The 23,606-nt window shown below is 45.5% G+C and carries 20 protein-coding genes and 1 other annotated feature; of the genes, 6 read left to right on the forward strand and 14 right to left on the reverse strand.

The features are described from left to right. Window positions 1-12 precede the first annotated feature (12 nt). The 10 genes from luxN to trpL2 all read right to left on the reverse strand — a co-directional run bounded on the left by luxN (window position 13) and on the right by trpL2 (window position 12,569). A complete protein-coding gene (luxN, locus tag QMY49_RS03955; protein WP_009698416.1) occupies window positions 13-2,562 on the reverse strand; it encodes a quorum-sensing autoinducer 1 sensor kinase/phosphatase LuxN in 2,550 nt (849 codons plus the stop codon). Continuing rightward, window positions 2,555-3,754: an acyl-homoserine-lactone synthase gene (locus tag QMY49_RS03960; protein ID WP_017189433.1), complete on the reverse strand. Its 1,200-nt coding sequence runs from the start codon at window positions 3,752-3,754 to the stop codon at window positions 2,555-2,557. The genes luxN and QMY49_RS03960 overlap by 8 nt, the downstream gene beginning before the upstream one ends. Before the next feature lie 162 nt (window positions 3,755-3,916). Continuing rightward, window positions 3,917-5,176 carry a dicarboxylate/amino acid:cation symporter gene (locus QMY49_RS03965; RefSeq protein WP_005445037.1) on the reverse strand — a complete coding sequence of 420 codons (1,260 nt, stop codon included), beginning with the start codon at window positions 5,174-5,176 and terminating at the stop codon, window positions 3,917-3,919. Window positions 5,177-5,513: 337 nt separating this feature from the next. Continuing rightward, entirely contained in the window at window positions 5,514-6,320 is an 807-nt protein-coding gene (gene trpA / locus QMY49_RS03970; RefSeq protein ID WP_009698413.1) for a tryptophan synthase subunit alpha, read from the reverse strand. After that, entirely contained in the window at window positions 6,320-7,510 is a 1,191-nt protein-coding gene (gene trpB, locus QMY49_RS03975) for a tryptophan synthase subunit beta (RefSeq protein WP_005445041.1), read from the reverse strand. The genes trpA and trpB overlap by 1 nt, the downstream gene beginning before the upstream one ends. Window positions 7,511-7,574: 64 nt before the next feature. Further along, window positions 7,575-9,014, reverse strand: a complete 1,440-nt coding sequence (gene trpCF, locus QMY49_RS03980; protein WP_033008711.1) for a bifunctional indole-3-glycerol-phosphate synthase TrpC/phosphoribosylanthranilate isomerase TrpF — start codon at window positions 9,012-9,014, stop codon at window positions 7,575-7,577. Between the two features lie 13 nt (window positions 9,015-9,027). Next, entirely contained in the window at window positions 9,028-10,038 is a 1,011-nt protein-coding gene (trpD, locus tag QMY49_RS03985; protein WP_005445045.1) for an anthranilate phosphoribosyltransferase, read from the reverse strand. A 38-nt stretch (window positions 10,039-10,076) separates the two neighbouring features. Next, window positions 10,077-10,685 (reverse strand): aminodeoxychorismate/anthranilate synthase component II, encoded by a 609-nt coding sequence (locus QMY49_RS03990; protein WP_038898629.1) that lies wholly within the window; start codon window positions 10,683-10,685, stop codon window positions 10,077-10,079. Between the two features lie 16 nt (window positions 10,686-10,701). Continuing rightward, a complete protein-coding gene (locus tag QMY49_RS03995) occupies window positions 10,702-12,267 on the reverse strand; it encodes an anthranilate synthase component 1 (RefSeq protein ID WP_053052627.1) in 1,566 nt (521 codons plus the stop codon). A 126-nt stretch (window positions 12,268-12,393) separates the two neighbouring features. Further along, window positions 12,394-12,497 (reverse strand) — a sequence feature (Trp leader region). Continuing rightward, a complete protein-coding gene (trpL2, locus tag QMY49_RS04000; protein WP_283312893.1) occupies window positions 12,444-12,569 on the reverse strand; it encodes a tryptophan operon leader peptide in 126 nt (41 codons plus the stop codon). It overlaps the preceding feature by 54 nt. A 95-nt stretch (window positions 12,570-12,664) precedes the next feature. Here trpL2 and rnm point away from each other — a divergent pair, with 95 nt between their 5' ends. Both rnm and QMY49_RS04010 read left to right on the forward strand, forming a co-directional pair. Beyond that, window positions 12,665-13,522, forward strand: a complete 858-nt coding sequence (gene rnm, locus QMY49_RS04005) for an RNase RNM (RefSeq protein ID WP_283312894.1) — start codon at window positions 12,665-12,667, stop codon at window positions 13,520-13,522. A 61-nt stretch (window positions 13,523-13,583) separates the two neighbouring features. Beyond that, complete coding sequence (locus tag QMY49_RS04010; protein WP_005445057.1) at window positions 13,584-14,204, forward strand: L-threonylcarbamoyladenylate synthase; 621 nt, start codon at window positions 13,584-13,586, stop codon at window positions 14,202-14,204. 86 nt (window positions 14,205-14,290) lie between these two features. Here QMY49_RS04010 and QMY49_RS04015 read toward each other — a convergent pair whose 3' ends face one another. Then, the gene (locus QMY49_RS04015; RefSeq protein ID WP_009698409.1) at window positions 14,291-15,001 is read right to left on the reverse strand and encodes a calcium-binding protein; all 711 of its coding nucleotides are present in this window, start codon (window positions 14,999-15,001) and stop codon (window positions 14,291-14,293) included. 344 nt (window positions 15,002-15,345) lie between these two features. Between QMY49_RS04015 and rluB the strand changes: the two genes are divergently transcribed. Continuing rightward, entirely contained in the window at window positions 15,346-16,284 is a 939-nt protein-coding gene (gene rluB, locus QMY49_RS04020; RefSeq protein ID WP_005445061.1) for a 23S rRNA pseudouridine(2605) synthase RluB, read from the forward strand. Window positions 16,285-16,448: 164 nt separating this feature from the next. Here the strand turns inward: rluB and QMY49_RS04025 are convergent, their stop codons facing one another. Both QMY49_RS04025 and efpL read right to left on the reverse strand, forming a co-directional pair. Continuing rightward, on the reverse strand, window positions 16,449-16,769 hold the full coding sequence (locus QMY49_RS04025; protein WP_005431208.1) for an HI1450 family dsDNA-mimic protein: 321 nt from the start codon (window positions 16,767-16,769) through the stop codon (window positions 16,449-16,451). A 2-nt stretch (window positions 16,770-16,771) separates the two neighbouring features. After that, the gene (gene efpL, locus QMY49_RS04030; RefSeq protein WP_005445063.1) at window positions 16,772-17,338 is read right to left on the reverse strand and encodes an elongation factor P-like protein EfpL; all 567 of its coding nucleotides are present in this window, start codon (window positions 17,336-17,338) and stop codon (window positions 16,772-16,774) included. A 186-nt stretch (window positions 17,339-17,524) separates the two neighbouring features. Here efpL and QMY49_RS04035 point away from each other — a divergent pair, with 186 nt between their 5' ends. Beyond that, entirely contained in the window at window positions 17,525-18,292 is a 768-nt protein-coding gene (locus tag QMY49_RS04035) for a nucleotidyltransferase family protein (protein ID WP_256892757.1), read from the forward strand. A 39-nt stretch (window positions 18,293-18,331) separates the two neighbouring features. On the opposite strand, the gene QMY49_RS04040 is transcribed toward QMY49_RS04035, so the two are convergent. Continuing rightward, window positions 18,332-20,695: a DNA polymerase II gene (locus QMY49_RS04040; RefSeq protein WP_038898625.1), complete on the reverse strand. Its 2,364-nt coding sequence runs from the start codon at window positions 20,693-20,695 to the stop codon at window positions 18,332-18,334. 431 nt (window positions 20,696-21,126) lie between these two features. On the opposite strand from QMY49_RS04040, the gene uvrY reads away from it, so the two are divergent. Together uvrY and uvrC are read left to right on the forward strand one after the other, a co-directional pair. Next, window positions 21,127-21,771 carry a UvrY/SirA/GacA family response regulator transcription factor gene (gene uvrY / locus QMY49_RS04045; protein WP_005434947.1) on the forward strand — a complete coding sequence of 215 codons (645 nt, stop codon included), beginning with the start codon at window positions 21,127-21,129 and terminating at the stop codon, window positions 21,769-21,771. Between the two features lies 1 nt (window position 21,772). After that, the gene (gene uvrC, locus QMY49_RS04050; RefSeq protein WP_283312903.1) at window positions 21,773-23,605 is read left to right on the forward strand and encodes an excinuclease ABC subunit UvrC; all 1,833 of its coding nucleotides are present in this window, start codon (window positions 21,773-21,775) and stop codon (window positions 23,603-23,605) included. The last annotated feature ends 1 nt before the right edge of the window (window position 23,606 follow it).

The raw sequence follows: 23,606 nt of genomic DNA on the forward strand, positions 1-23,606 counted from the left end.
ATCAGGTGCCAACTATTCGCTCTGTGTTTCAAAAGTGTGCGAAGCCGCGTCCTTATCTAGCCACTCTTTGAGAACATGACGTAGAGCAGCCAAGGTGGTGGGCTTCTCTAACCGTCCATCCATGAGCTTGCTAATCATCTCCAGTTCACGTTCTCCAGACTCTCCAGATAAAGCGATGATAGGGGTATAAGCGGACATTGCTTTGATGTGCTTACTCGCTTCAAAGCCATTCATCACAGGCATCTGCACATCCATTAAAACCAAATCCACGGAGTGGTTTTTAAACATTTCAACGGCATTCTCACCGTTGTTGGCTTGCAGGCTATTCACGCCGAGTTGGTTTAAATACATCTTCACCAATGCACGTTGCACCTCTTTGTCATCAACAATGAGTACTGTTGGTGCATCTTTATCTATTGATACGTTGTCAACGACGTTTTGTTCAGTGCGTGGCTGGTTTTGTTTCCAGTCATTGAAATACGGAGTCCGCAGTGTTTCTGCTTTCGGTGCGTTGGGCACTACAGGGAAATACAGATGGAATTCGGTAAACTCACCGCGCTTCGATACACATTCAATTCGTCCACCAAACGATCGCATAACGCGTTGACAGTAGCCCAACCCTAAGCCACTGCCGCCACTCTTTTGATGTGAGAAAAAGTCATCAAAAATTTTATGAGAAATGGTTTCGTCTATGCCTGGACCTGTATCTCGAAAGATCAGTACGTTCTCGTAAGAACCGGTTTTGGTGCTGATCTCAATTTGACTGTCTGGATAAGAGTCAAAATAGTAAATTGCGTTGCGAATGAGATTGAAAATGACAAAGTTGAATAAGGTTTCATTAAGTTTTGCCACAAAGTCAGCGTGTTGCGGTAAGCGGATTCGTTCAATAATCTTCTCATTTTCAAAACCGTAGCGACTTACGGCTTGGTCTACAGCCTTATGGATAGAGGTCATGGCAATCGGCTCGTGCTCAGGTGAGCTATCACTGACCTCGCGCAAAATGATATCGATTAATTGGCGGCCGCGTTGGATCGCTGTTTGTCCATTCTCAATATCAACCAAGATCTGTTCGGTCGGTGCTTGAGATTCGATGTGCTGCTTTAAGGCTTCAAATTGCAACTGCACTTGGGCGAGTGGGTTGCGCATCTCGTGAGCAATCGAATTGGCAAGTGCTCGGCTTTGGCGAATACGGCGATCTGCTTCGATCGTGCTTTGTACTCGAGTAAGCAGCGTCTGCAAGGCGGAGATTTCCTCGTTAGAGAACATCTGATTGTTGATTTTATGCGGCGAGACCAATAGGTGCGTGACAGATTTACCCTGACCAAACAGCGGCATCACCAATGCTGTATTGTTCGAACTCATCTTATCGTAAAGCGCTTTCATTGAACGCTTAGCTGGAACTTTGTATTCAAGTTCTTCAGAAAGCTCATCAAAGACAAGCACTGAATTGTTTGATGAAAGGTAATCTTCGTAGAATGTTTCATTGTAGTTACTGGTGACCAGGCGCAGCTTGTCATTAGGAATCTGCAGCAGTGTTCCTAAGCGGCGCATTGCATCATCAATTGAGAGTTTAAAGTCCTCTTCTAGCGCCAATATTTGTTGGACAGGTGTCTTTTTATCACCGTAAATCAGGAAAGAGGCGTAACGGCTTACGCGTTTGTATAGCAAGCCCCAAGTGATCCCGATTAAAGCGCAGATCGGCGTGGCAATTAACCATTGGTTATTGTCAGTCATCGGGATAAAGATAGCCCCCAATGGAAGCACGAAAATAGCACATACCAATAAGGCACTTAACGTCATGTACGCTAGGTACTTCACGCTGTAGAAGCGCGAGGTCAGCAGTGCATACCCGACAAAGAGCATCTCACTGATCGACAGCGCGGGTGGCAACCATGTCAGAGAGAAATCACCCAAGAAGTAGGTCATACCAAGATGAATGGTCGCGGTAGAGAGCATGAATACTAAAATGCCCGCGATCATGTAGTTGGTTTTTGCTAGCGTAAGTTTGCTGCTGTTTGCTCGCATGGCGACGAGGTTGACCAAAGTGAGCACAACGAAACTGACCAAACCAATAAAGAAATAGGACGTGTGTGAGCCAAATTCGATAACAAACTGGCTAGGACCTTCAATATCGACGTGTTCGACTGTCAAATCTGGACGCAAATTGATAAACAGTGAATACACCGTCAAGGTGACAAAGATACCTTGCTGCCACAAATGCACTTTGCCTTTGCGTTGCTCTGCCGCAAGCTGGCAAGAAAAATAGTAAGCAAAGGCGAAAGCAAAAAAGGATGCTAAGTTAGCAAACTTCGCCATAAAGATACCCGCCGAAGCACCAAGCTCAGGCAAGAGATTGGTATGGAAGTAAGCGTTACTGCTGATCCACGCAATGATACACACTGAATACGCAATGTAGGGCGCATGGTGTGTACCAAAGATCACTTCGTTCTTTTGTTTGAGTCGATAGCAGTAATAGCTTAACCAGATCATCACCACTGCCACTGTCGCAAGTAACGTGATGGCTTTGGTGTAAACGATTGCCTCTAAGCTGAGATCAAACATGTTCGTCCCTTTCGACCGATTTGCCTTTTCTTATCGCACTTACGGTGCGTTTGTAGTGGCGAAAATCGATGTTATTGAAGGCTTTGACCATCATTTCAAAATTCCAAAATCCACGGTAAGTCTGTTTACCGTCATTGTTTAGGTCGCAATATCCCGAATGGAAATACGCTTCTTTATCAATTGCTTTATAAAAGTTGAGCATGAAAGGTTGCTCAATGATTGTGAAGCCGACTTTGTAACCTGCTTGGTGCAAAACACTCATTAATTCTTTTTGAGCAAGATAGAGATAGTAGAGCTTTTGTTGAGCATTTCCACTTACCGTCAGTCGCAATACTTCGCATACCGATTTTTTATCAGACAATTGTAACTTGAATTCGTTATCAAATTCTTGGAGAGAGTAACACTTTGACAGTGTTGGCGATGTAAACAGCTGTAAGCGAGCTAGGGTCTCTTCTGCGTGCTCTGGTAAGCAATAATGCCACTTTGCATTGCTAAACTGCGGCGCATAACTTAGCCATGTATTGTGTATCTGCCAATCCTGAATCAAAGCTGAAGCAACGAGCGTTGGACATGATTCTTCATCTGGGTGCTTGAGTAAGATGAAGTGCTTACCGACTTGAGATAGAAAGAGTAAAGGCAACATTTCGTACCACTTTTCACCTTGTATAAAAAGCTCAAGATTACTCAATGTAATTGCATCACTGATTGACATTGCATGCGGATGGCTGGGGATTTGTACCGCAAGTTGCGCATCTTCTATTCGCTCAATCAATGCGCCGTAGTACGCGCTGTCCTTAAATGGCAAGGAGGGCGAAGTAGGGGCAGACGTTGTGAATGGAGCTTTGGCTTTGATCGCGGCAATTTCGCACGCGCACCAAAACTCGAGCCAATGCATGTAACATTGACCGACGACCTTTTCTAGCAAAGCAATATCGGCTGAAAGTGTGCTTGGGTAACGTTGCACAAGATCTCGATAGTCCATCAATTCGAACAGCACAGAAAAGCTGTTGTCCTGATGTTCAGGGAAGATAGAGACTAATTGGTTTCTGCGATAATCAGTAATAGTCTGAAATAGAGCAGCGCGCTCGTGCGGTTGATATGCGTTGATGACGAGTTCAAGCAATGCTTGCTGTTTTGTTTCGATAGGCAGACAGCTCGTCGACAGTGAGCCTAAAGACGACGTAAATTTCATGGTTCAACCTAGCCTAGGTTTATTGATTTTTTATGTTTATGGCTCCCTTATATCACTTGAGAAAAAATATGCCATTGGTTTCTATTTAAATGGTTACTTACTGCAATGTTAAGTACAAAAAAAGCCGCTCTTTTGAGCGGCTTGTTTAAAATGCGTTCAGGCTTATGCTTCTTGCTTTTGAAGCTCAACTTGTGCCGCTTCTTCTTCAACTAAAGCATCTACGATAACTGCACATGCAGCGTCACCGGTGATGTTTAGTGCGGTACGAATCATATCGAAGATACGGTCTAGAGCGAACAATAGTGGCAGACCTTCGATTGGAATACCTGCAGCAAGCAGTACTGCAACGACTAGGAATGACGGGCCTGGAACACCAGCTTGACCTACTGCACCTAACGTTGAAGTCACGATGATAGCGATGTACGCGCCCATGCCTAAGTCGATGTTGAACAGTTGCGCGAAGAAAATTGCAACCAGACCATAGTAAATTGCGTTACCGGACATGTTGATGGTTGCGCCAAGAGGAAGAACAAAGGATGCTGTTGAGTTTTTAACGCCCAGCTCTTTCTCACACGTATCCATTGTAACTGGTAGTGTCGCCATCGATGAAGCTGTAGACAGGGCAACCGCTTGTGGCTTCTTCATTGCAGATACGAACTTTTTCGCCGATGTCTTAGTGAAGATGTGCACCATTGCTGGGTACACAACGAAACCGAAGACAAGGATTGCTGCAACGTAAACAACGAAAAGCTTGAACACTACCATTAGAGCGCCAAACCCGAACGTACCCACAGCTTCAGCCATAAGACCGAATACACCAATAGGGGCAATAATCATGACCTTGTTGATCATCCAAACCATTGCGTCAACGATGCAGTTTACGCCATTGATGATTGGTTCACGGCGTGCTTTTTCTTGTTTTGAAATCGCAATACCGAAGAACATACAGAACACAAGGATCTGAAGGATGTTCGCTTCGTTTAGTGATTGGAAAACGTTCGTTGGAATCATACCAGTGATGGTAGCCCAGAAAGTAGGTAGTTCACCTTTTGAAGCGTACTCAGCAGAAAACATGCCTTCAACGCCAGAAACGTCGATACCCATGCCCGGTTGGAATACTTCACCCATAAACAGCGCTAGTGCAACAGCGAGCGCTGACGTTAGACCGAAGTAACCTAGGGTTACTAACCCCACTTTACCTGCAGATTGGCTGTTACCTAGACCAGCCGCACCTGAGATCAGCGCTACTGCAACCAAAGGGATCACAAGCATTTTGATCAGGTTGATAAAGATAGCACCAAGCGGCGCGAATACAGTCGCACTTTGACCCATGAAGGCACCAACGGCAGTACCCACGATCATTGCAATGACGACTTGCACGCCAATGTTGTTTAGCAAACTCTTTTGTTTTAACACTTCCATAACCTCTGTGCTAATAATATGTAAAATCCTAAAATTACCCACCAATCTAAAGTTGTTATTTGGATAATTATATCGCCTTGCTTTTTACACTTATCATTCACAATTAGCAATACAATTTCCGTACAAACTGACCAACTAACTGGGAATTTATTGATGAATGATAGTTTTTTAATCAGAGGCAAACGATTGCTATCGATCGCAGTGATATTTTTACTGGGTGATGTTTATAAAATAGATGGTAAGGAAGAGGAGAATTTAGAGAATGGATGTTAAAAAAAAGATCGATTCCGAATGGTTGATAAGGAATCGATCTCATATTCTAAAAATCAGTAATACGTTATTTTTGTGTTGCAGCTTTCATTGCTGAAACAAACTCGCCAAGCTTGTTGAGCATGGTTTGCGGTTGCTCTACGTTTGCTTCAATGATCTTCACAACAGCCGAACCAGAGATAGCACCTGCAGCACCTGATTCTAGTGCTTCTTTTACTTGAGCTGGCTCTGAGATACCAAAACCGAGTAACGCTGGTGGCGCATTGAATTGGTTCAGCTTATCTAGCATATGACCAACTGGCATGTTTGCTTTGGTTTCTGCACCAGTAACGCCGGCACGAGAGAGTAGATAAGTATACCCACCGCCAAGCTCTGATACTTGCTTAAGCGTTTCGTCACTGGCTGTAGGTGGCGCGATAAAGATTGGGTGAATACCAAACTTCTCAGCGGCTGCGACAAACTCTGCACTTTCGTTGGTTGGTACGTCTGCAATCAGAACAGAATCGATGCCCGCTTTTGCACAACGCTCATAGAAGTTCTCGATACCACGTGAGTAAACAAGGTTTGCGTACATCAGAAGACCAATTGGTAGCTCGGGGTATTTCGCTCGGATCTTACCAATTTGCTCGAAGCAGATATCAGGCGTAGCACCAGATTCTAGAGCACGAATGTTCGCCCCTTGAATTGTCGGACCATCTGCCAGTGGATCAGAGAATGGGATACCCAGCTCTAAAGCATCTGCACCGGACTCCACGAGCGTTTCCATGATTTGGTAGGACTGTTCAGCGTTTGGATCGCAAACCGTTACGAACGGTACAAACGCGCCTTGGTTTTTCTCGTTTAGGCGCTCAAACATCTTTGCATAACGGCTCATTAGATCGCTCCTTTTTCTTCTAGGATGGCGTGCACAGTGAAGATATCTTTATCACCACGACCTGATAGGTTTACAACTAACAATTGCTCTTTTTCTGGGTTCTCTCGAGCCATACGCAGGGCGTGTGCCAGTGCATGAGAAGATTCGAGAGCAGGAATAATACCTTCATGACGCGCAATTTCTTGAAATGCTTCTAGTGCTTCATCATCGGTGACGTTGTCATATTCGGCACGACCAATAGCGTTAAGATGCGCATGCTGTGGACCTACAGATGGGAAGTCTAGACCCGCAGAAACAGAGTAAGACTCTTCTACCTGACCGTTTGGATCTTGCATCAAAGGTGCTTTCATACCAAAGAAGATGCCCGTTTTACCGTGCTTAAGTGGTGCACCATGTTGGTCTGTATCGATGCCTTTACCCGCAGGTTCTACACCAATTAGGCGAACGCTTTCTTCTTCGATAAAGTCAGCAAACATACCAATCGCGTTTGAGCCGCCACCGACACACGCGATAACGGCGTCAGGAAGACGACCTTCACGTGCCAAAATCTGATTCTTCGTTTCTTCACCAATCATTCTCTGGAAATCACGAACGATCGTTGGGAATGGGTGAGGACCTGCAGCTGTACCTAGTAGGTAGTGCGCGTCTTCATAAGTTGCAGACCAGTCGCGTAGCGCTTCGTTACATGCGTCTTTAAGTGTTGCTGAACCTGAGTGAACCGGAATTACTTCAGCACCCATGAGTTTCATACGGAATACGTTCGGGCTTTGACGTTCAACGTCTTTTGCACCCATATAAACACGACATTTCAGACCAAGTAGCGCACACGCTAGTGCAGTTGCTACGCCGTGTTGACCTGCGCCGGTTTCTGCGATGATTTCGTTTTTACCCATGCGTTTCGCAAGCAGCGCTTGACCTAACACTTGGTTAGTTTTGTGTGCGCCACCATGAAGTAGATCTTCACGCTTGAGGTACAGTTTGGTTTTCGTACCTTTAGTTAGGTTACGAGTTAGAGTCAGAGCTGTTGGACGCCCCGCATACTCTTGAAGAAGCGTCATGAATTCACTGCGGAATTCTGGATCTTCTTGTGCGTCGATAAACGCTTGCTCTAGTTGCTCTAAGGCTGGAACTAGAATTTGCGGAACGTACTGACCGCCGTATTCGCCAAAGTAGGCATTCAGTTTTGCCATGGTGATATTCCTTCTCGTATTTTTTTCGCTACGAATAGCTTTAAATTTTTAGCTACAAACAGCTTTAGTAGTTGCGAATTGCATTGAATGCCGCGAGCAACTTCTGTGAATCTTTCTTACCTGGTGCGCTTTCTACACCAGAATTTAAATCTAGTCCCAAGCAGCCCAAATTTGCTGCTTGTCTTGCATTCTCTGGCGACAACCCGCCAGCCAGCATAATTTGACTTGGGTCGCCGATCAGTGACCAATCAAACACGTGACCTGTTCCGCCTGTTTGAGTGCCAACTTGAGCATCCAAAAGATGGCGGTCTATGTTATCTACAAGCAGTTCTGGCTTGGCATCAGTAACGCCGTAAGCTTTCCAGATTTCAACACCTGATGGCAGCTCTGCTTTGAGTTGGTTGACGTAAGCTTGATCTTCTTGACCGTGCAGTTGGACTGCTTTTAACCCCAGAGAGGTCACCATTGAAGCAACAAAGTCGATGTCGTGGTTTTGGAATACACCTACATAATGAAGAGGTGCGCCACTCATCGTTAGACGAGCACTTTCCAGATCCACAGCACGCTTTGACTTTTCAACAAAAATTAGACCGCCAAACACTGAGCCAGCTTGGTATGCCTTTGCAGCATCATCAGGATGAGTTAAGCCACACACCTTGTTTTCACCCAACGTCACTTTACGAACCGCAAGCTCTAGGTTGTCTTCTGCCATCAGCGAGCTACCAATCAAGAACCCGTCTGCGTATTCCACTAAATCACGAACTTGTTGATGCGTATAAATGCCAGACTCTGAAATCACGGTTGCGTTTGGTGCTAATTCGCGAATTGTTGGTGCCAGTTCTTTAGTACGATTCAAATCAGTACTTAGGTCGCGCAAGTTACGATTATTGATTCCGATGACACGCGCTCCTAACTTAACCGCGCGATGAAGCTCTTCTTCGTTGCTAACTTCAGTCAGAATACCCATGTTTAAACTGTGTGCCGCTTCTTCTAGCGCTTTGTACTCTTCGTCATTCAGGACTGAAAGCATCAGCAATACGGCATCGGCGCTGTAATGACGCGCTAGGTAAACTTGGTAGGCATCTACCATAAAGTCTTTGCACAGAACGGGTTGTTTGACTTGACCACGTACTTGAGGAAGAAAGTCAAAGTTACCTTGGAAGTACTTTTCGTCTGTTAATACCGAAATTGCATCAGCATGGTTGTTATAAACCGATGCAATGTAATCCAAGTCGAAGTGATCACGAATCAAACCTTTAGAAGGAGATGCCTTCTTGCATTCGGTGATGAATGCCGTCTTTTCGCCACTCAGAGCGTCGTAGAAGCTGCGGTCCGATGGCAGCAAATCAGACTGAAATGTGCTTAGCGGTTGAGACAACTTACGGTCTGCTACCCATTGATATTTATCGCGGACAATTTTCGCCAGTACTTCTGCCATTTCTGCTTCTTTTTTAGAAACGTGCTCAGACAGGTTGTCAGCTTGCTGAGTGTTGAAGTCAGTCATCTTCTTCAATTCCTTAAGCGTGTGCGGCAAGTTGTTGTACCAATTGGTACGCCTTGCCTGAATTCATTGCCTCAATCGCTTGTTGCGTGTTGGCTTTTAAATCTTCGTCACCGAATAGACGCATTAGCAGAGCAACGTTCACCGCCACTGCACCCAATTGTGCGTCTGTACCTTTACCCGTCAGGATATTGGTAATGATCGCCTTGTTTTCTTCAGGATCGCCACCTTTGATTGCTTCTAACGGGTGCGCTTCTAGACCGAAGTCTGCTGGTGTTAGCGTGTACTCAGTGATCTTGCCGTCTTTGATTTCTGCAACCGTTGTTTCGCCATGAATCGCGACTTCGTCCAAACCACTTCCGTGTACCACTGCGGCGCGCTTCATACCCATTTGTAGCATGGTTTCCGCGATAGGACGAACCAGTTCTTCACTGTAAACACCCATCAATTCGATGTTTGGACGAGCTGGGTTAATCAGCGGACCAAGAATGTTAAAGATGGTGCGTGTTTTCATAGTTTGACGCACAGGCATCGCATGGCGCACACCACCGTGGTATTGAGGTGCAAATAGGAAAGCAACACCGATATCGTCGACCGCTTTGCGCGTATCTTCTGCGCTCATGGCTAGGTTGATACCAAATGAATCAAGAAGGTCAGAAGAACCCGATTTGCTTGAAACGCTGCGGTTGCCGTGTTTTGCTACTTTTAGACCACATGCTGCAGCAACAAATGCCGCGGTGGTTGAAATATTGATGGTGTTGTGACCGTCTCCACCAGTACCTACGATATCTGCGAAATCGTAATCTGGGCGAGGAAATGGGTTTGCGTTTGCCAGCAGTGCTTTTGCCGCACCCGCAATTTCATCCGGTGTTTCGCCTTTGATTTTTAGTGCAGTCAGTGCTGATGCCATCAAAATCGGATCGAGTTCACCACGGATGATGATGTCGAACAGTTGTTGGCTCTCTTCCTGAGTCAGTGACTCTTGCTCGTACAACTTGGTAATAATAGGGTTGATGATTGCTTCCATATTTCCTCTCCTAAATTTCTTATGTGCCAAGCGCTTTTTTAAGCAGTGAGGGAATTCACTGAAGTTTGTACTTCGAGTGCCCATTCAATGGCATTGGCCAACAGTGTCGCTCCGTAGGTCGTCATAATAGATTCCGGGTGGAACTGGAACCCGCAAACTTTATCTTCTTCATGTACAACAGACATGACCAAATCATCCACTTCTGCTGTGATGGTTAGGCTCTCAGGAACCTTGGTTGCAACTAACGAGTGGTAACGTGCAATTGCAAGTGGTGATGGTAGGTTTTGGTAAATCGCATGGTTTTGGTGCTCCATCATAGAGACCTTCCCGTGAATGATTTCGCCTGCACCAGCAACGGTACCGCCGTAAGCTTCAACAATTGCTTGGTGACCAAGACAAATACCAATCATAGGAACTTTGCCTTTCAGCAATTGAATTAGCTCTGGCATTGAGCCTGCTTCAGACGGCGCACCAGGACCTGGCGATAGCAGTACCACAGGGTTCTCAAGCTCATTCACTGCTTGTTCAATGGTTTTTGCTGGAATGTTGTTTCGGTAAATCTTGACTGAGTGACCTAGCGAGCGGAACTGATCCACAAGGTTGTAGGTGAACGAGTCAAAGTTATCGATAAAAATGATATTAGCCATCTCAGAACCCTATTCCTTATTGTGACTTATGTGCTGCTTGAATAGCAGAAATTACCGCTTGGGCTTTCCCGCGTGTTTCGTCTGCTTCTGCTTGTGGATCAGAATCAAACACCACACCTGCGCCTGCTTGAACTTGAGCAATGCCGTTCTCAACATAAGCTGAGCGGATCACGATACAAGTATCTAATGTACCTTCGCCGGTAAGGTAACCTACTGCGCCTCCGTAGCTACCGCGGCGTGCGCCCTCTACATCACGAATCAACTGCATTGCACGAATCTTTGGTGCGCCAGTTAGTGTGCCCATGTTCATACAAGCTTGGTAAGCGTGCAGGGCGTCTAGATCGTTACGTAGTTGCCCAACGACACGAGATACCAAGTGCATTACGTGGCTGTAGCGGTCGACTTTGAGTAAGTCTGCGACGTGGCGAGTTCCAGCTTGAGCAATACGTGCGACGTCATTTCGTGCTAAGTCGACTAGCATCATGTGCTCAGCGTTTTCTTTCATGTCAGTGCGCAATTCGAGTTCGATACGGCTATCCAAGTCAAAATCGATATCACCGTTCGGACGTTTGCCACGGCGGCGAGTCCCTGCGATTGGGTAGATTTCAATTTGGTTAGTGTCTGTTTCGTACTTGAGCGCACTCTCTGGTGATGCTCCGAATAGAGTGAACAGCTCGTCTTGCATGTAGAACATGTAAGGGCTTGGGTTGCTCTGTTTTAGCTCTTTATAAGCTGTCAATGGAGAAGGGCAAGGTAGCGTAAATCGGCGAGACGGTACGACTTGGAATACATCCCCTTTTACGACGAACTCTTTTAGGTCACGAACGATTTGGCAGAAGTCATCGTCAGACACGCTTGGTCTAACTGTCACATCCGCGATTTGCTCTGCACTTGGCAGTAGTTTTGGTGCTGCGCATTGTGCACTGATTTCTGAGATGCGAGTTTCTAGCGCTGTTTTTTCTGAATCATCAACAAATAAAGTTGCTTGCAGCTGACAAGATTCTGTTTGGTGGTCCACAACCAGCAGTGTTTCGGCGACGTAGAAAACATAATCTGGGCATTGGTTTGTGGCTTCTGCTTTGCCCAGTGGTTCGAAGTTAGCGACCAAGTCGTAGGCAAACAAACCACCAAGGAAAATCGCGTGTTTGTCTTGGTCCGAGATATCGAAGCTGTGCTGAACCAAACGCAGCGCATCAAATGAAGAGGCTTCACGCAGTCGAGAGTCTTCATCTAGCGTGTCGCACGGGTGGGTGAAATCTAAAGTCAGTGTTTCGCCATCGAGCTCACTCTCGACATCACCACGGATGTTTTGGTTTAAGTGAGTTAGTAGGTTCTTACCGTTATTGGTCAACGCTTGCATCTTGACAGTGTGACCGTAACAAACGATGCGTACGGCTGAATCAACAATCAACAGCGACTTCAAATCTTGCTTTGAATCGATCTCAGCAGATTCCAGCAGCAGACTGTCAGTTTTGTTCTCACATAATGTGTGGAACAAGCGAGTCGGGTCTTGAGTATAAGGGACGGAAGCCGTCAGTACTTCAAGCTGTCCAAGTTTCTTAATTTCAATGGCCTTGTTCACAAGACCTCCTTATAGCTGTTTTATATCTTCCTGCCGTACATAGTCGCATAAAGCAAACGTTCACCCAATCTAGTTTTGGTCATATCCGATGAATGTTTGAGCAGTTAACTGTGAGGTAGACGGCAAAACAAAAAGCCCGCTGAAGTAGCGGGCTTTGTGACATTTCATTCGTTAAACTAGAAGTACACGTTCGCCCACCAAGAACTTGTCCAAGTGCGCCACCAAGCTAGATCAACAGAATTCATCTTATTAGGACGATCTGCAACTTTCGCTTCCTGGTTTTGGTTAAATTCTTGTAACATGGTGAGCCTTAAATTAGGTACTTCGTATTTATGTACTAGTTAACTAGTGCAGAGATAAAAAGTCAACCCCAAAACAGCATTAAAACGACAAAAAAATGAGAATTGATTTACACAGCCACACCACTGCATCAGATGGTCGCTTTGCACCACATGATCTAGTAGACAGGGCATTGAGTTTTGATATCGAGGTTTTGGCGATCACGGATCATGATACGGTTGACGGCTTAGCTCCGGCCAAGCAATACGTTGAAGAAAATAATCTTCCGATAAAAATCATCAACGGTATCGAGATTTCCACGGTTTGGCAGAATAAAGATATTCATATTGTTGGGTTAAACATTGACCCGGACAGCCCCGCGTTGGTTGAGTTAATCGAGCAACAAAAAAAGCATCGCGTTACACGTGCAGAGCTTATTGCGGAACGTTTACAGAAGGCGACCCGTGAAGGTGTGCTGGAAGAAGTGCAGCAAATAGCTGGTAATGCGCCTATTACCCGTGCGCACTTTGCTAAGTGGTTGGTCGACAACGGTTACGCCAAGACCATGCAGATGGTGTTTAAGAAGTTTCTGACGCGCACCAATCCGGGTTATGCCCCACCAAACTGGTGTTCAATGAAAGATGCGGTAGATGCTATTCATGCCGCGGGTGGTCAAGCGGTACTCGCGCATCCGGGGCGTTACCAACTGACGGCAAAGTGGGTAAAACGCTTATTAGCCGCGTTTGTTGATGCTGGTGGAGACGCTATGGAAGTGGCGCAACCCCAACAAGCGCAACAAGAAAGACGCAACTTGGCGGATTATGCTATACAATACAAACTATTAGCGTCTCAAGGCAGTGATTTTCACTATCCATCACCGTGGATGGAGTTGGGAAGAAACCTTTGGTTACCTTCGGGCGTAGAGCCAGTTTGGAAAGATTGGGGAATTGACCCTTCTCTAGAAAGCGCTGAATAAGACGGAGTCTAGACTCCATAAAAAAATATAGAGCCGAGAGGTTCGATAATGAGGAATTACAATGAGCCAGTTTTTTTACGTTCATCCAGAAAACCCACAGGCTCGCTTGATCAATCAAGCAGTAGCAATCATTCGTAACGGCGGTGTTGTGGTGTATCCGACCGATTCCGGTTATGCACTAGGCTGTCAATTGGAGAACAAGCAGGCGTTAGAACGCATCTGTCAGATTCGTCGTCTGGATGACAAGCATAACTTTACTTTGTTATGTCGTGATTTGTCGGAGTTATCTCTGTATGCGCGTGTTGATAACGCCGCATTCCGACTTCTGAAAAATAACACTCCTGGTCCTTACACTTTTATCTTCAAAGGCACAAAAGAAGTGCCGCGTCGTTTGATGAACGCGAAACGTAAGACCATTGGTATCCGTGTTCCAGATAACCGTATCGCACTTGATCTGCTTGAAGCGTTAGGCGAGCCAATGATGTCGACGTCGCTGATCTTACCGGGTAGTGATGTTACTGAGTCAGATCCTGAAGACATCCGCGATAAGCTTGAGCATGCGGTAGATGTGATCCTTAATGGCGGTTATCTTGGTGAGCAACCAACGACAGTGATTGATTTCAGTGAAGGCGATGCTGTTGTAGCACGTGTTGGTTCGGGCGATCCTGCACCATTTGAATAGTTCGCTCTATTGGTAATGAAATAAGAAAGGGAGGCACAGAAGCCTCCCTTTTTATTTTTAATAAAGCCTATCGCTGAGCATTTAGCTTATGCGAAATCGAAGATATCAATGCCGTGGTGTTCGACGTAGTTCATGTATCCCGCATCAATGCCTTTTAGTGTGACTTCAACATTGAACTGATCGCTTGAGAATACAGCCCAACCAAAATCGTTGTAAGACAGAGTCAGATCGTCGGCGGAATCCAAGAATGTATCGCGAATGCCATCGTCATTGGTGTCTAGACCCATATCAAAGACCAACTTGTCGTGGCAAATATTAAAGTCGAGAATTTCTGCTTTTACTTCAATGTCGTTTGATGAGACGGGTTGGTCTGGCACACCGATGGCAAGGCGATTGGTCATTACGAAAGTGTCATCACCGCAACCTCCAGCGATCACCGAATGACCGTCACCGACCACGACGGTATCATCGCCCCAACCAGCGTTGATGAAGTTGTTACCTGAGTAGTCAAAAATCGTATCGTCGCCACAACCACCAAACAACAGGTCGTTGCCTAGACCGCCAGACAGAAAATCATCACCAGAGCCACCTGAGATGAGATCATTACCTCGGCCACCTAACAGGTGATCGTCACCACGACCCCCATAGACATAGTCATTACCGCCGTAACCAACAAACTTATCATCGCCGCCGAAGCCAACAAAAATATCGGTCGTGTTCGAACCTAATGTGCCCGTTAGATCGTCATCTGCTGCCGTACCAAATATCCAATTCAGGTCAAGATTTGTATGAGACATTTATTATTCCTTTGTTTTGTTTGAGGGAGCTAGCAAGCTATTGGGTTTTCTTTGTTACCACTCTGATAATTTTATCAGGTAGGTCAGGTTTTTAGAGGTGAAAGGCGACCTATAATAGTGCGGTTCTCGATGGTCTTTGTCTGGTACTAAGTTGGACAAATTGATGAGGGAAGTGTGAGTTTATGGCCGATATTTTGCTACGCCAATGTCGACGATTTCGCTTACATTAAGTCGTAGAATCTCGTATAATGTCCGACCGAAAAAATCCCAATAGGTTGGGTAACTTGCACAATGAAGACCAATTCTGGTCTCGACGTCTGTGAAGACGACACATAGGTAGATAAATGAGCGAAAAGTTACAAAAAGTATTAGCACGTGCTGGACACGGTTCTCGTCGTGAGATCGAATCGTTAATTAAATCTGGTCGCGTTAGCGTGAACGGAATCGTAGCTAAACTTGGTGAAAGACTAGAAGATGAGAACAGCGTAGTTCGTATCGATGGTCACATTGTGTCTGCAAAGGCACAAGAAGAAGTGATCTGTCGTGTATTGGCTTACTACAAGCCAGAAGGTGAACTATGTACTCGTCACGACCCTGAAGGTCGTCGCACTGTTTTCGATCGTCTGCCAAAAATTCGTGGCTCTCGTTGGATTTCAGTTGGTCGTCTTGATGCGAACACATCTGGCCTACTGCTTTTCACAACTGATGGTGAATTGGCAAACCGCCTAATGCACCCAAGCCGTCAGGTTGAGCGTGAATACCTAGTGCGTGTGTTTGGTGAAGTGAACGAGAAAAAAGTTCGTAACCTAGTAAGTGGTGTAGAACTTGAAGATGGTATGGCTCGTTTTGAAGACGTAGTACACGCGGGTGGTGAAGGTATGAACCACACGTTCTACGTAGTAATTAACGAAGGTCGTAACCGTGAGGTTCGTCGTTTGTGGGAATCTCAAGAATGTACGGTTAGCCGTCTAAAACGTGTTCGTTACGGTGATATCTTCCTAGACAAGAAACTACCTCGTGGTGGTTGGATGGAACTTGACCTGAAAGAAGTGAACTACCTGCGTGAGCTTGTAGAACTTCGTCCAGAGAAAGAAACCATGCTTGATCTGAACAAAGACAACACATCACGTAAGCGTGAACGTGCTCGTAGCCAAAAAATCCGTCGCGCAGTGAAGCGTCACGAAGAGCGTGTTAACACACCAAAAGGTCGCAGCAACAATCCTTCTCGTCGTAAGCCGAAGAAGACTGCAGGTGACCAAGGTGCACGTAACAAGCATCGTTAATCGATAGCAGAAAATCAGAAAGGCTTGCCAAATCGGCAAGCCTTTTTCTTATCGAGCCTTTCGAGCTTATGAGCTTTCATGTCTTTCAATCATGCTTGTGCAATTAATAAACATAAAAAAACACCAGCATGAGGCTGGTGTTTTTGATCATGATAGGGAAAGCGTTAGTCACGTTTCCAAAGCATATGACAGAACTTATGTTCTGGGTCTCGACTGATTAGCATACGAGCAAAAACGTCATCAAGCACGTCATTTTCCTCGTTTACTAAGCCGATTCGAACTTCTGCATACACTTCTTTGTCGATATCGAAGCCAACGTGTTCAACCCAGTCATCACCAGTTTCAACAAGTTCTGCGGCACCACGATCTTCAAATTGCGCAGTAAACAGAATGACATCAGCGGGCTCTAGGTTATCTGGAGCCATCTCAAGGAAGATGTCGTACGCAGCGTCGATAACGTCGTCGTAAGAAATCAAATCAGACATGCTTATGCTCGGCTCATGTATTTACGTTCAGTCGTGTTAATGATAACACGGTCACCAGTTGCGATGTATTCAGGAACTTGGATTACAAGACCTGAAGCAAAGCGTGCTGGTTTAGTACGTGCAGATGCAGAAGCACCTTTGATTGAAGGGTCAGTTTCTTCAATCACTAGCTCAACAGAAGATGGTAGTTCGATACCCACAGCAGCACCGTTCACAAGGATAATGTGGATACCTTGTGTGTCTTCGTTGATGAACAGCATGTCGTCTTCAACTTCATTGTGCTTGAATGTGTATTGTGAGTAGTCTTCGTTGTCCATGAAGATGTGCTCATCGCCGTCAGCGTATGAGTACACAACTGCACGTTTGTTCATTTCTACTGTTTCAACAACATCATCAGACTTGTAACGCTCGTCTACACGAGCACCAGTGTTCAGATCTGTACAACGCATTTTGTAGATTTTAGCGCCGCCACGACCGCCAGGAGTCGTTACTTCGATGTCTTTAACTAGAAGAGTTTTACCATTAGACTCGATTGCGAAGCCTTTTTTGATTTCACTTGCCTTTGGCATTGTATTTTCCTATTACACTTATTAAGCAAAACTTGGTGATTATAGCGCTAAGTTCTTTGTCTGGCATTAAAATTCCACTCAGTAATTTGAACATTAATAAGGAGATGAATAGGCTTGATCCAAACGTAATGCTGGTGGATCATATAGCCCTTCGTCCGTTAAAAGCTTGAGATCGCGTTTTCTTCAATGTCTCTCCCTATTATCGATCCAAAATATCCTTTCCAACCTGAATTCGAACCTCTGCTCAGAGAAGTTCTCGCATGCCTGAAAGGTGGGCTTGGCGCAAACTTGCACAGTGTTTACGTCTACGGTAGCGTGGCCCGTAAGTCTGCGGTCGCAGGTAGATCGAATCTTGATATGGTGGTTGTGACAAAGGCGGGCTTTGAAAACAACCGCGCGACGCTACTAAACACCATCAAATGGCGAGCACAGCAAGGGTATCCTCACGTGAAAGGGGTGTCGATTCGCACGGCGTTGGTCAATGAAGTAGCCAATCTCGATAGCATTTTTACTTGGGGTTTTATGCTCAAGCATTGCTGTGTGTGTGTTTATGGTGATGATCTGGCAGATTGCTTTGGTGATTATGTACCAAGTTGGGAGATTGCCAAGCACTGGAACATGGATGTGGAAGATTGGCTATCGGTGTATCGTACCAAGATTGCACAAGCACAAAGTGTTGAAGAGCTGGTCAGTGCTCAAGTTATTATCGCCAAGAAATTGCTTCGCGCTTCGTATTCTTTAATCATGTATCGTGATAAACGTTGGTTTGACGACCCGCTTAAATGTGGCGAAGTGTTTTTGCAGTATCACCCAGAAAAGCAACTTGAGATAGAACGCCTTGGTATTCTGCTCTCTGGACGTCCTATCCCTAAACGCTCTGTGGTTGGGTTATTGGACGGTTTTGGCGATTGGTTAGTAAAGCAATATCAGAAAACCGAATTCCGCATTGGTTAACGCCAACAGCGTTAGCGCCTTTCCAATTTCGAATCTGATTTAGAACAGCCCCATCTGTGGTGCAGATAACTGCTCGAAGTCTGTGCCAATGAACGGCAAAATAGCGTCCGCGATCGGTTTTAGCTGTTTATCAATATAATGCTGATAGTCGATAGGGCTATTACGGTACTCATGCGGTTCTGGTCCGTTAACAGTGATCAAATATTCAATTCGACCACGGTTTTGATACTGCAGTGGTCTGCCTAATTTAGCATTGATGTCATCGGCTAAGCGCGCAGCGCGTACTTGTGGCGGAATGTTCTTTTGGTATTCGTGCAGCTTGCGACGTAAGCGCTTTTGATAAACCAATTGATCATCAAACTCGCCACTATTGGTTTTTTCAACCATCTCTCGTACGTAATCACTCGGATCTTCACCATGGAAAATCATTTGGTACAAGGTGTTTTGGAAACGCTGCGCCAGCGGTGTCCAGTCGGTGCGTGCGCTCTCTAACCCTTTAAAGATGATACGTTCTTTTTCACCTTCACCAATTAGACCAGCGTAGCGTTTCTTTGAGCCAGTTTCTGCGCCTCGAATAGTCGGCATCAAGAACTTGCGATAATGGGTTTCGTATTCTAGCTCAAGAATCGAATTAAGATTGTATTCATCACGAAGGTGATCACCCCACCATTGATTAATGTATTCGACCAGTTCAATACCAATCTTATCGGCATCTGCTTGGCTATACGGACCATTTAACGACACAAAAGTTGAATCGGTATCGCCATAAATCACTTGATAGCCTTTGGCTTCGATCAGCACCTTGGTTTGCTTCATAATTTCGTGCCCACGCATGGTGATGCTTGAAGCAAGGCGGGTATCAAAGAAACGACAACCGGAAGAACCAAGCACGCCATAGAAAGAGTTCATGATGATTTTGATAGCTTGCGAGAAGGCTTTCTCATTGTTCTTCTTTGCGACGTCGCGGGCTGCCCAGAGCTTTTCGATCATCTCGGGTAGAAAGTGTTTCGAGCGATGGAACTGACCACCACGAAATCCCGGTACCGCTTCATCTTCTGCTTTGCCGATTTCAAGCTGTAAGCCCTCGACCAAACCCATAGGGTCAATCAAGAATGAGCGAATAATAGAGGGGTAAAGACTCTTAAAATCGAGCACCAATACGGAATCGTAAAGGTTCGGGATAGAGTCCATCACATAGCCCCCTGGGCTGGCGATCCAGTTTTCTGGATGCAGGTTTGGGGCAACATAGCCTGCTCGGTGGATTTGCGGCAGATACAAATTGGTAAATGCGGCTACTGACCCCCCAACGCGGTCTAATTCCACACCTGTTAGGCGGGAGCGTTCTATCGCGAAGTCGAGTAGGTGAGTGTGGTCAAAAATCTTGTTAACCAACACACAGTCTTGCAAGTTGTATTTAGCGAGAGACGGCTTGTCTGAACGGTACATGCGATTGATTTCATCCATTCTGTCATGCACGTTATGAATTTCTTTACCTTCGCCAAGGAGTTCTTGTGAAACAGACTCAAGTGACCAAGAACGGAAATGGTAGGTCGCGGTTTTGAGCGTATCGATACCATCCAGCACAACACGACCAGGAATAGAGATAAAGCCCTGTTGGCTTTGTGCTGAGCTGCGGAAGAAACTTGGCTGGTCTGCACGACCTAATATCAGCTTCATGTTATGCCACTCTGCGCGCTTATGCAGCAGACGGAAATCGAAGTCGATAACGTTCCAACCAACAATCACATCTGGGTCAAATTGCTTAAACCACGCAATTAAAGCATCGAGCAAAGCCTTCTCATCTTTTACCCATTGAATTGGCGTCTCTGCTTGTTCCGGTTCGCCAATCATAATCACGCGTGAATCAACAGGGCTATCTAAACCAATCGAGTAGAGAATGCCTTTCTCTGAGCATTCCAAATCTAGAGAGACCACATGCAGCTTAGGTTGGTATTCACCTGTGCGACACTTTGCATTTTGAATGCGTTGGAAGCCGTTTAGTGATTGTTGGTTACCGGTAAACTCCATACTGCCTTTGATAAAGCGTTCCATCAGATAACGATCGGCAAGTCGTACATCGCCCTCGAAATGGACGATGTCGTTTTGCTTCAGTTCATCTTGTAGAGCGAATGCGTCTTTCGTGGTCTGGGTATAACACGCGGCTAAAGGAGTTAGTTGGAAGTTCTTTAACTCAAGCGAGCGTATGTCGACAGCAATTTGCTTAGAAGTGGCAAATCGCTTGGTTTGCTCTATTTGTGCTTGCTCGATAAAGAAGACCGGTCTTTCTCCTTGAATCAACAATTGGGTCGGACCATTCTCGGTCGAAAGCCAAAGCTCAATTTGAGTTTGACCTTTGATGTCTCGGGCTTGTCGAGTGAGAAGGAAGCCTTGTTGGATATTCAATAGAGAAACCTTGTAAATCAATGAAGCACGTATTCTATCATTAAGAACTGTAAAAATAACCAGTGAAATAGAGTGGTTGTATTTCGCAGGTTAAAAGGACGTGTTGCGGGAGTACAAAAGCAGAGATAACCCGCTTATGGAATAACCATTTATAGGTGATATTGCGTTTCGCTGAGCAAAGTGAAATCTAGTTGCTTGATTTATTGGAGTTTATGTTGTTAATTAGCTTGTCTTAAAATTCGGCTTTGCACAGAGCACACTCAAATAATAGAGTGGTTTATGAATAAGTTCTTGCCAAACTTTGCGTTTAAGCACATATTCATAGAAAGCAATTTTTTGTCTTATGCGTTAGTATATAGGCACTCATACTGATATCCACATTGACCAAAGTTATGTGGGTGCAGAGCCAATAAAAGTGTGGAGATACAAGTTTGATAAATGTTTTCCTTGTAGATGATCACGAGCTGGTTCGCACAGGGATACGACGTATTATTGAAGACGTCCGTGGAATGAACGTAGCAGGAGAAGCTGACAGCGGTGAAGAAGCAGTAAAATGGTGTCGCAGTAATCATGCAGACGTCGTTTTAATGGATATGAACATGCCAGGAATTGGCGGCTTGGAAGCCACTAAAAAGATTCTTCGCGTGAATCCTGATGTAAAAATCATCGTATTAACCGTTCATACGGAAAATCCGTTCCCAACTAAAGTGATGCAGGCGGGTGCTTCTGGTTACCTAACCAAAGGTGCAGGTCCTGATGAAATGGTTAACGCAATTCGTGTGGTTAACAGTGGGCAGCGTTACATCTCGCCCGAGATCGCGCAACAGATGGCATTGAGTCAATTCTCACCAGCCTCAGAAAACCCATTCAAAGACCTATCTGAACGCGAATTGCAGATCATGATGATGATCACCAAAGGGCAGAAAGTTACGGATATTTCTGAACAACTGAATTTAAGTCCAAAAACAGTCAACAGCTACCGCTACCGTCTGTTTAGCAAATTGGACATCAATGGTGACGTTGAGTTAACACACTTAGCGATCCGCCACGGAATGCTGGACACCGAGACCCTTTAGTGTGAATCAACCCTTCGATTCGGCTTCCTTTCTCAAGACAGTAACTCATCAGCCCGGCGTTTACAGAATGTACAACGCCGAGGCTGTTGTTATTTATGTCGGCAAAGCCAAAGACCTCAAAAAGCGTCTCTCCAGTTATTTTCGCAAGAAAGTCGACAGTGAGAAGACACGTGCACTCGTCAGTAATATTGCCAAGATTGACGTCACGGTGACCCATACCGAGACGGAAGCGCTCATTCTTGAGCACAACTACATCAAGCAATATCTACCGAAATACAACGTACTTCTGCGTGACGATAAATCGTACCCGTACATTTTTATCAGCGGTCACAAACATCCGCGATTGTCTATGCATCGTGGTGCGAAAAAACGCAAAGGTGAATACTTTGGACCGTATCCGGATTCGGGCGCAGTACGAGAAACCTTGCACTTATTGCAGAAAACGCTTCCTGTTCGACAGTGTGAAGACACCGTGTATTCCAACCGAACGCGTCCATGTTTGATGTATCAAATCGGTCGCTGTGCAGGTCCGTGCGTGAGCACGATTATTTCTGATGAAGAATACGACGAGCTGGTGGGGTTTGTTCGTTTGTTTTTGCAGGGTAAAGATAAACAGGTACTTGAGCAGCTTATTGAAAAGATGGAAGTGGCAAGCCAACAGCTTCGTTTTGAAGACGCAGCCAAATTCCGTGACCAGATCCAAGCGATTCGACGTGTACAAGAACAACAGTACGTTTCAGAAGACAGCATGGATGATATGGATGTACTTGGCTTTGCCCAAGAAAACGGTATTGCTTGTATCCATATTTTGATGATTCGTCAGGGTAAGGTGCTAGGCAGTCGCAGCCATTTCCCAAAGATTCCACAAAATACAAGTCAACAAGAAGTGTTTGATAGCTTCCTTACTCAGTATTATCTGAGCCATAACGAGGCACGTACCATTCCTTCTCGTATTATTTTGAATCAAGAATTGGGTGGCGATATAGAGCCTATCCAACAAGCTCTAAGTGAAGTGGCAGGTCGTAAGGTTCAGTTCCATACCTCTCCAACGGGTTCACGGGGTCGTTATCTAAAACTTTCCAATACCAATGCGCTTACTGCCATTACGACCAAAATTAATCACAAGATGACCATTAACCAACGCTTCAAAGCGCTGCGGGAAGTTTTGGGGATGGAAACTATTGCTCGAATGGAGTGTTTCGATATTTCGCACACTATGGGTGAAAGCACCATTGCCTCTTGTGTGGTTTTCAACAGTGAAGGTCCAGTTAAGCAAGAGTATCGTCGTTACAACATCACCGGAATTACTGGTGGTGATGACTACGCAGCGATGGGGCAAGCATTGGAGCGTCGTTATTCGAAGCAACTCGATGTAGAGAAGATTCCTGACATTATCTTTATCGATGGTGGTAAAGGTCAGTTGAATCGAGCGCACGAAATCATTGCTCAATATTGGGGGGATTGGCCTAAGCGTTCGACCATGATCGGTATTGCGAAAGGGGTAACTCGTAAGCCAGGTCTTGAAACCTTAATTACCGTAGATGGTGATGAGTTTAACTTGCCAAGCGATGCTCCAGCATTGCACCTCATTCAACACATCCGAGATGAGAGCCATAACCATGCCATTGCAGGGCACAGAGCGAAACGTGGAAAAACGCGTCGTACCAGTGCTTTAGAGGGAATTGAAGGGGTTGGACCAAAACGCCGTCAAGCTTTGCTCAAATACATGGGCGGTTTACAAGAATTAAAGCGTGCAAGTGTCGAAGAAATCGCCAAAGTACCGGGAATTAGTCACTCTTTGGCAGAAATTATTTTCCAAGCATTGAAACAATAAG

It is taken from the genome of Vibrio harveyi (assembly GCF_030060435.1).
Classification (GTDB): Bacteria; Pseudomonadota; Gammaproteobacteria; order Enterobacterales; family Vibrionaceae; genus Vibrio; species Vibrio harveyi.

Bases quoted from the DNA above. Each gene is read 5' to 3' on its own strand.
- luxN (WP_009698416.1), bottom strand. From the start codon at position 2,562: ATGTTTGATCTCAGCTTAGAGGCAATCGTTTACACCAAAGCCATCACG.
- QMY49_RS03960 (WP_017189433.1), bottom strand. From the start codon at position 3,754: ATGAAATTTACGTCGTCTTTAGGCTCACTGTCGACGAGCTGTCTGCCT.
- QMY49_RS03965 (WP_005445037.1), bottom strand. From the start codon at position 5,176: ATGGAAGTGTTAAAACAAAAGAGTTTGCTAAACAACATTGGCGTGCAA.
- trpA (WP_009698413.1), bottom strand. From the start codon at position 6,320: ATGAGCCGTTATGCAAAGATGTTTGAGCGCCTAAACGAGAAAAACCAA.
- trpB (WP_005445041.1), bottom strand. From the start codon at position 7,510: ATGGCAAAACTGAATGCCTACTTTGGCGAATACGGCGGTCAGTACGTT.
- trpCF (WP_033008711.1), bottom strand. From the start codon at position 9,014: ATGACTGACTTCAACACTCAGCAAGCTGACAACCTGTCTGAGCACGTT.
- trpD (WP_005445045.1), bottom strand. From the start codon at position 10,038: ATGGAAGCAATCATCAACCCTATTATTACCAAGTTGTACGAGCAAGAG.
- QMY49_RS03990 (WP_038898629.1), bottom strand. From the start codon at position 10,685: ATGGCTAATATCATTTTTATCGATAACTTTGACTCGTTCACCTACAAC.
- trpL2 (WP_283312893.1), bottom strand. From the start codon at position 12,569: ATGTTACAAGAATTTAACCAAAACCAGGAAGCGAAAGTTGCAGATCGT.
- rnm (WP_283312894.1), top strand. From the start codon at position 12,665: ATGAGAATTGATTTACACAGCCACACCACTGCATCAGATGGTCGCTTT.
- QMY49_RS04010 (WP_005445057.1), top strand. From the start codon at position 13,584: ATGAGCCAGTTTTTTTACGTTCATCCAGAAAACCCACAGGCTCGCTTG.
- QMY49_RS04015 (WP_009698409.1), bottom strand. From the start codon at position 15,001: ATGTCTCATACAAATCTTGACCTGAATTGGATATTTGGTACGGCAGCA.
- rluB (WP_005445061.1), top strand. From the start codon at position 15,346: ATGAGCGAAAAGTTACAAAAAGTATTAGCACGTGCTGGACACGGTTCT.
- QMY49_RS04025 (WP_005431208.1), bottom strand. From the start codon at position 16,769: ATGTCTGATTTGATTTCTTACGACGACGTTATCGACGCTGCGTACGAC.
- efpL (WP_005445063.1), bottom strand. From the start codon at position 17,338: ATGCCAAAGGCAAGTGAAATCAAAAAAGGCTTCGCAATCGAGTCTAAT.
- QMY49_RS04035 (WP_256892757.1), top strand. From the start codon at position 17,525: ATGTCTCTCCCTATTATCGATCCAAAATATCCTTTCCAACCTGAATTC.